The following is a 6,094-nucleotide window of genomic DNA, read 5'->3' on the forward strand; positions in this document are numbered from 1 at the left end:
CGCTTTTCCCGGCGCCCCGCTCTGCCACTTCCTCGCCCGATACGCAACGCCGTGCGTAAAAACTTGCCCCCTGGCCGCCATCCGCGGTCAGCCAGCCCTCTGATCCCATGCCATTCCGCCCGGCCAGGCCTTTACCAGCGCCGGTCGTGACCTATCGCGTTGAGGCATTTTTCGCCCCCTCTTACCGATTACTCAGAAACTTTGAACTAGATCTACAGTTTTCCTTGCTAACAATTCCCTCTCCGCCTCGCTACTATCCTCTCCATCGACAGCAACACCGCGTAACTACGCGGGATTGCGCTAAAAAACAAAACCGCCGCCCTTTGGGTTTTCTGGAGTAAGAAATGAAAAAATTAGAAGATGTTGGTGTACTGGTAGCGCGCATTCTGATGCCGATTCTGTTTATCACTGCAGGATGGGGCAAAATCACCGGTTATGCGGGAACCCAGCAGTATATGGAAGCCATGGGCGTACCGGGTGCGCTGCTGCCGCTGACCATTCTCCTTGAATTCGGCGGCGGACTGGCGATTCTGTTCGGTTTCCTGACCCGGACCACCGCGCTGTTCACCGCAGGCTTTACGCTGTTGACCGCGTTCCTGTTCCACAGCAACTTTGCGGAAGGCGTGAACTCCCTGATGTTCATGAAAAACCTGACCATCGCTGGCGGTTACCTGCTGCTGGCCATTACCGGACCGGGCGCCTTCAGTATCGACCGTGTACTGAATAAGAAATGGTAAGCGCACTATACTGAATGAAAAAGCGAGGAGACCACTCCTCGCTTTTGCTATCTGAAGTCTGAAGGAGGAATAAAGATGGGACAATTAGTCGACGGCGTCTGGCAGGATACCTGGTATGACACAAAATCCACCGGTGGGCGTTTTAAGCGTTCCGTTTCCGCCTTCCGTAACTGGCTCACCGCCGATGGCGCGGCCGGACCGAGTGGTGAAGGGGGATTTGCGGCGGAAAAAGATCGCTATCATCTGTACGTCTCTCTCGCCTGCCCGTGGGCGCATCGCACGTTAATTATGCGTAAGCTGAAAGGACTGGAGCCTTTTCTCCCTGTCTCCGTGGTCAATCCGCTGATGCTGGAAAACGGCTGGACTTTTGACGACAGCTTCCCGGAAGCCACCGGTGACACCCTTTATCAGCACGATTTTCTCTATCAGCTGTATCTGCACGCCGACCCGCACTACACCGGTCGCGTCACCGTCCCGGTACTATGGGATAAAAAACAGCAGACCATCGTCAGCAATGAGTCGGCAGAAATCATCCGTATGTTTAATACCGCCTTCGATGGCCTGGGCGCCAGAGCCGGGGATTACTACCCGCCGGCGCTGCGGGAAAAAATCGATGAACTGAACGGCTGGATCTATGACAACGTCAATAACGGCGTGTATAAAGCCGGCTTTGCCACCAGTCAGCAGGCTTACGACGAAGCGGTGGATGCGGTGTTTACCTCGCTGGAGCGGCTGGAGCAGATCCTCGGTCAGCATCGTTACCTGACGGGCAATCAGCTGACGGAAGCGGATATTCGCCTGTGGACGACGCTGGTACGCTTCGACCCGGTGTATGTGACCCATTTTAAATGCGACAAACGACGCATCAGCGATTATCTCAATCTCTACGGCTTCCTGCGCGACATCTACCAGATGCCGGGTATCGCGGAGACGGTGAGCTTTCCGCATATTCGTCACCACTATTACCGCAGCCATAAAACCATTAACCCTACCGGCATCATCTCCATTGGGCCGCAGCAGGATCTCAGCGAACCACACGGTCGCGACCAGCGCTTCCGTTGATCCGTCGGGCGCCAGTGATGGCGCCCAATAATTCAGAAAACAGATATTTACCCACCATTCATTCACGTCTATTCTTATTGCGATCGCTTAAAAAACAAGTGATTGACGGTTAATTGAGGCGTAGAAATGGACTGGTATCTCAAGGTATTAAAAAACTATATAGGATTTGGCGGCCGTGCGCGGCGCAAAGAGTACTGGATGTTTATTCTGGTCAACCTCATCCTGACCGGCGTATTGAGCATCATCGATAAAATGCTGGGCTGGCAGCGGGCGGGCGGCGAAGGCATTCTGACGACCATCTATGGCATACTGGTCTTTTTACCGTGGTGGGCGGTGCAGTTTCGGCGTCTGCACGACACCGACCGTTCGGCATGGTGGCTGCTGCTGCTGTTGATCCCGGTCATCGGCTGGCTGGTGATCCTGATCTTTAACTGCCAGCGCGGAACGGAAGGCAACAACCGATTCGGGCCCGATCCAAAACCCTTTTCCTACTGATCTTCCTGCTCCTCCCGCTAGCGGGAGGAGCGTCCTCGACTATCTGCCGGCAAACAGCTTAGGGATTTCACGCAGGCACCAGGACTTCGCTTCGCCCATGCTGTCCCGTCGCCAGGCCATGATAATGTCAATTTCATTGGTATATTCCGGACTGACCACCCGCAAGCGTCCTTCAGCAATATCCTTCTCCACCAGCGGATAGGGCATGGTCGCCACGCCTAATCCGGCCAGCAGCGCCTGGCGCTTATCTTCGATGGTGCTCACCGTTAAGCGCGGCTGTTTATCCAGCAGCTGAACGGTGAGAACGGGCCGCTCGCGCGCGGTATCCGCCACCGCGACGCCACGGTATTTCACGCGGGTGACCTCAGAGAGCGGTTCAGGCTCCTGGTGGATCGGGTGGTCCGGCGCCGCGACGTACACGCTGAGCACCGAATAGAGTTTGCGCGAGTTAATCTCCGAGGAAGAACGAAAATGCATATCCGGTGCGACAACGATATCCGCCCGCCCCTGCTCCAGCCGCTCCCAGGCGCCGGCCAGCACCTCGGTGATAATCGACAGCTGGGTATTGGACTTGGTCGCCAGTTTCTCAATCAGCGGAAACAGATCCGGCGTGGGCACCAGCGCTTCGGTGACGATCGTCAGGTGAGTTTCCCAGCCGCGAGACAGGGCTTCGGCATCGGTGGTGAGCTTGTCCGCCGCCTCGAGCAGCACGCGACCGCGCTCCAGCAGCATACGCCCGACGTTGGTGAACTTTGTGCGATGACCTGAGCGGTCAAACAGCACCACGTCCAGCTCTTCCTCCAGTTTTTGCATGGTGTAGCTCAGGGCGGAAGGCACGCGTCCCAGCTCATCAGCCGCGGCAGCGAAGCTCCCACGACGGTCGATCGCATCCATCACGCGTAACGCTTCCAGCGTTAATGCTCTCTCTTTAGCCATCGCTTTCTCATTCAGGAAATTTGAACATACCGGGCAGAATATCTGGCTAACAATACAGCGTCCATACCTTTACCATTGATTTAGTGTAAAGAGAGGTCAAGAACATGATTACTACCCGAACAGCCAAACAATGCGGACAAGCAGACTTCGGCTGGCTGCAGGCCCGCTACACCTTCTCCTTTGGCCACTACTTCGACCCAAAATTACTGGGCTTCGCGTCCTTACGCGTTCTCAATCAGGAAGTGCTGGCCCCCGGGGCCTCGTTCCAGGCCAGAACGTATCCCAAGGTCGATATCCTGAACCTGATTCTGGAAGGCGAAGCGGAGTATCGCGACAGCGACGGCAATCACCTGCAGGCCAGGGCCGGCGACGCGTTGATTATCGCCACTCAGCCTGGCGTGAGCTATAGCGAGCACAATCTGAGCAAAGAGCAGTCGTTAACGCGAATGCAGCTATGGCTCGATGCCTGCCCGCAGCGGGAAAACCCGCTGCAGCAGAAAATCGAGGTCGCCAACGCGCCGCTACAGCTGCTGGCCTCACCGGATGGGGGGAATAATAGCCTCCAGCTTCGCCAGCAGGCCTGGGTCTATCACATCGCGCTGGAAAAAGGTGAGCAGATCAACGTGCAATTGCATGGCCCGCGCGCCTACCTGCAGTCGATCCACGGCACCGTCCATGCCGTCGCGCAGGAACAACCCAAACAGGCTCTCACCTGTGGTGATGGGGCATTTATTCGTGACGAAGCTAACATTACCCTCGTCGCCGATACGCCGCTGCGCGCTTTGCTGATAGATTTACCGGTGTAACAACGGAAGGGATGGAGTCTGTCAGTGAGTAAGAAGAAAAACAGAAAAAAGGCGTCTCCGACGCCGCTAGCCCCGACGCCGCCGGAAACCGTCGGCGTCGTCAGCTTTGGTTATGATGAGATGCTTAGCGAACTGGAAGCCATCGTCGCCGAGGCGGAGATTCGCCTGCGGGATGAAGAAAGTCTCGCCTGAAGCTGCAGCATGGATTATTCGGCTATCGTTGGTGGCCTGCCGCTAATACCGGCCCCGAAAGGGGCTGATGGCATTATTCACTCAGCGCGTCAGCAAGATCTTTTTTCACCAGGGTGCGCTGCTCCGGCGTCAGTACCTGATTCACATCAAAATAGTACTTCACGCGATAATAACGTACCTGTTGATCAATTTTACTGAATGCCGCCAGCTGATCCTTCACCGCTTTCTCATTCCATTTACCGGAATCAATCACGTTAATCAGCGCGCCATCTTTAATGTCTTGCTGTGAAATCTGCTCAACGTTTTTTTCCATTTGCTGATGCAGGCTGTTAATTTTGCTCACCTGATCGGGAGTCAGTTTTAAGTGCTGGACGATAGGGTCCTTAGCGGGTGCTGGCGCAGTCACTTCCGCGGCCTGCGCCGCCAGCGAAAAACCTGCAACGGCGGCGGTCAATAATATAGCTCGTGATACTTTTGTCATTTTATTATCCTGTATAAGTGCGTCATGATAAGACGCACTATTATTCCCTGAACAATAATGGCGATGTGTAAAAAAGCATGAACATAATTGTAAAAGGGGTTGAATGCATTCATAGATCAAATGATCAATAAGCTAAACATCCGCATTGTTTATTTTTTTAGGTCCGATAACGTCGAGGAGGTTAAATTAATATCCATCCGTTGCGCGGCGAGGGTGATCTGATGTTCATCGAGCGCTTCTTTAATCGCCTCAAGAAAATCAAAATAAGTCTCCCAATATTCGCTATTTTTCACCCAGACACGAACAGTGAAGTTAAGTGTGCCCGGCATCATTTCAAGCAGACGAACCGTAGTACCACGAGATTGATCGATTCGCTTTTCACTATCAATGATAGCCTGAATGACCTGCTTAACCTGCACAATTTTAGTCTCGCTGGCCACGCCGAGGGTCAGATCGATTCGCCGAAAAGGATGGCAGGAATAATTCACAATACTGTCGGCGATGACTTTACCATTAGGAATAATAACTTCTTTATTATCAACGGTTAATAGCGTTGTTGAAAAAACATGTACGGACTGCACCATACCAGAAATCGCGCCGACCTGTACAAAATTGCCGGCCCGAAAAGGACGTAAAGTGACTAACAGAACACCAGCGGCAAAGTTAGAAAGCGAACCTTGCAGCGCCAGACCAATTGCCAGCCCTGCCGCGCCAATAACCGCGATGATGGAAGACGTCTCAATCCCTACCCGACCTAATGCGGCGATTATCGCAAAAGCCATCGTAATATAACGAACGAGCGCAGCAAAGAAATGAACGATTGTCGCATCGACGTTGCGTCGTAAGAGAATTTTCTCGAAGGCTTTAGCAAGGACTTTTGCAAGCATTCGCCCGACAAAAAGAATAATCAGCGCTGCCACGATATTCCAGGCAAACTGCATAATTGTTTCACCATGACCGATAAGCCAGGCTATTGCCGATTTGAGCTGCGGGAATAATACTACATTTTTCACGTCTATCACTCCTGTCTGGATAACCTATAAATCTGCTATCCATTAAGCTGAATGATGACCGCTGCAAATCAGGGAATGGAGACTAACGGATAGACAATAAAACATCGTAGCGTGACAGTATTAACGAATCCGGTGTTTAAAGCAGCCAAAAAACTGTTTAAAAGTGGATATTCTGCAAACCTGATTTACAACCGACTGAAATTAAAAATAAACACCTTCGTCGAGAGGTTTTATAGAGATAGTTGAAACTGACCGATAAGCCGCTTTCTTTTGGGTATAGCGTCGTGGACAGTCATTCATCCGCGTCACGGATTCAGATAGCAAAAACCCCGCCGAAGCGGGGTTTTGACATAAAGAGGTGAAACTGACCGA

At 52.8% G+C, this 6,094-nt stretch carries 8 protein-coding genes; 5 read left to right on the forward strand and 3 right to left on the reverse strand.

What is annotated here, in order from left to right; translation table 11 throughout:
• Positions 1-344: 344 nt before the first annotated feature.
• From ABLV04_RS12945 to ABLV04_RS12955, 3 genes are all read left to right on the forward strand, one after another.
• Positions 345-737: a DoxX family protein gene (locus tag ABLV04_RS12945; RefSeq protein ID WP_002917920.1), complete on the forward strand. Its 393-nt coding sequence runs from the start codon at positions 345-347 to the stop codon at positions 735-737.
• 75 nt (positions 738-812) lie between these two features.
• Entirely contained in the window at positions 813-1,799 is a 987-nt protein-coding gene (locus ABLV04_RS12950; RefSeq protein WP_023291095.1) for a glutathione S-transferase family protein, read from the forward strand.
• Positions 1,800-1,925: 126 nt separating this feature from the next.
• Positions 1,926-2,294 carry a DUF805 domain-containing protein gene (locus tag ABLV04_RS12955; RefSeq protein WP_017900662.1) on the forward strand — a complete coding sequence of 123 codons (369 nt, stop codon included), beginning with the start codon at positions 1,926-1,928 and terminating at the stop codon, positions 2,292-2,294.
• A 39-nt stretch (positions 2,295-2,333) separates the two neighbouring features.
• On the opposite strand, the gene ABLV04_RS12960 is transcribed toward ABLV04_RS12955, so the two are convergent.
• Positions 2,334-3,230: a LysR family transcriptional regulator gene (locus tag ABLV04_RS12960; protein ID WP_004144865.1), complete on the reverse strand. Its 897-nt coding sequence runs from the start codon at positions 3,228-3,230 to the stop codon at positions 2,334-2,336.
• A 104-nt stretch (positions 3,231-3,334) separates the two neighbouring features.
• Here ABLV04_RS12960 and ABLV04_RS12965 point away from each other — a divergent pair, with 104 nt between their 5' ends.
• A complete protein-coding gene (locus ABLV04_RS12965; protein WP_023291096.1) occupies positions 3,335-4,036 on the forward strand; it encodes a pirin family protein in 702 nt (233 codons plus the stop codon).
• A 24-nt stretch (positions 4,037-4,060) separates the two neighbouring features.
• Entirely contained in the window at positions 4,061-4,228 is a 168-nt protein-coding gene (locus ABLV04_RS12970; protein WP_004206134.1) for a hypothetical protein, read from the forward strand.
• 73 nt (positions 4,229-4,301) lie between these two features.
• On the opposite strand, the gene ABLV04_RS12975 is transcribed toward ABLV04_RS12970, so the two are convergent.
• Both ABLV04_RS12975 and ABLV04_RS12980 read right to left on the reverse strand, forming a co-directional pair.
• Positions 4,302-4,709, reverse strand: coding sequence for a Spy/CpxP family protein refolding chaperone (locus ABLV04_RS12975; protein WP_180266147.1), 408 nt, complete (start codon positions 4,707-4,709; stop codon positions 4,302-4,304).
• A 149-nt stretch (positions 4,710-4,858) separates the two neighbouring features.
• Positions 4,859-5,722: a mechanosensitive ion channel domain-containing protein gene (locus tag ABLV04_RS12980; RefSeq protein ID WP_048298396.1), complete on the reverse strand. Its 864-nt coding sequence runs from the start codon at positions 5,720-5,722 to the stop codon at positions 4,859-4,861.
• Positions 5,723-6,094: the final 372 nt, after the last annotated feature.

Origin of the sequence: Klebsiella sp. JN_Kp127, from assembly GCF_040062505.1 — a bacterium.
Classification (GTDB): Bacteria; Pseudomonadota; Gammaproteobacteria; order Enterobacterales; family Enterobacteriaceae; genus Klebsiella; species Klebsiella quasipneumoniae.

What these genes read in the sequence shown, in the direction of transcription:
- ABLV04_RS12945 (WP_002917920.1), top strand. Translation starts at nt 345, where the DNA reads ATGAAAAAATTAGAAGATGTTGGTGTACTGGTAGCGCGCATTCTGATG.
- ABLV04_RS12950 (WP_023291095.1), top strand. Translation starts at nt 813, where the DNA reads ATGGGACAATTAGTCGACGGCGTCTGGCAGGATACCTGGTATGACACA.
- ABLV04_RS12955 (WP_017900662.1), top strand. Translation starts at nt 1,926, where the DNA reads ATGGACTGGTATCTCAAGGTATTAAAAAACTATATAGGATTTGGCGGC.
- ABLV04_RS12960 (WP_004144865.1), bottom strand. Translation starts at nt 3,230, where the DNA reads ATGGCTAAAGAGAGAGCATTAACGCTGGAAGCGTTACGCGTGATGGAT.
- ABLV04_RS12965 (WP_023291096.1), top strand. Translation starts at nt 3,335, where the DNA reads ATGATTACTACCCGAACAGCCAAACAATGCGGACAAGCAGACTTCGGC.
- ABLV04_RS12975 (WP_180266147.1), bottom strand. Translation starts at nt 4,709, where the DNA reads ATGACAAAAGTATCACGAGCTATATTATTGACCGCCGCCGTTGCAGGT.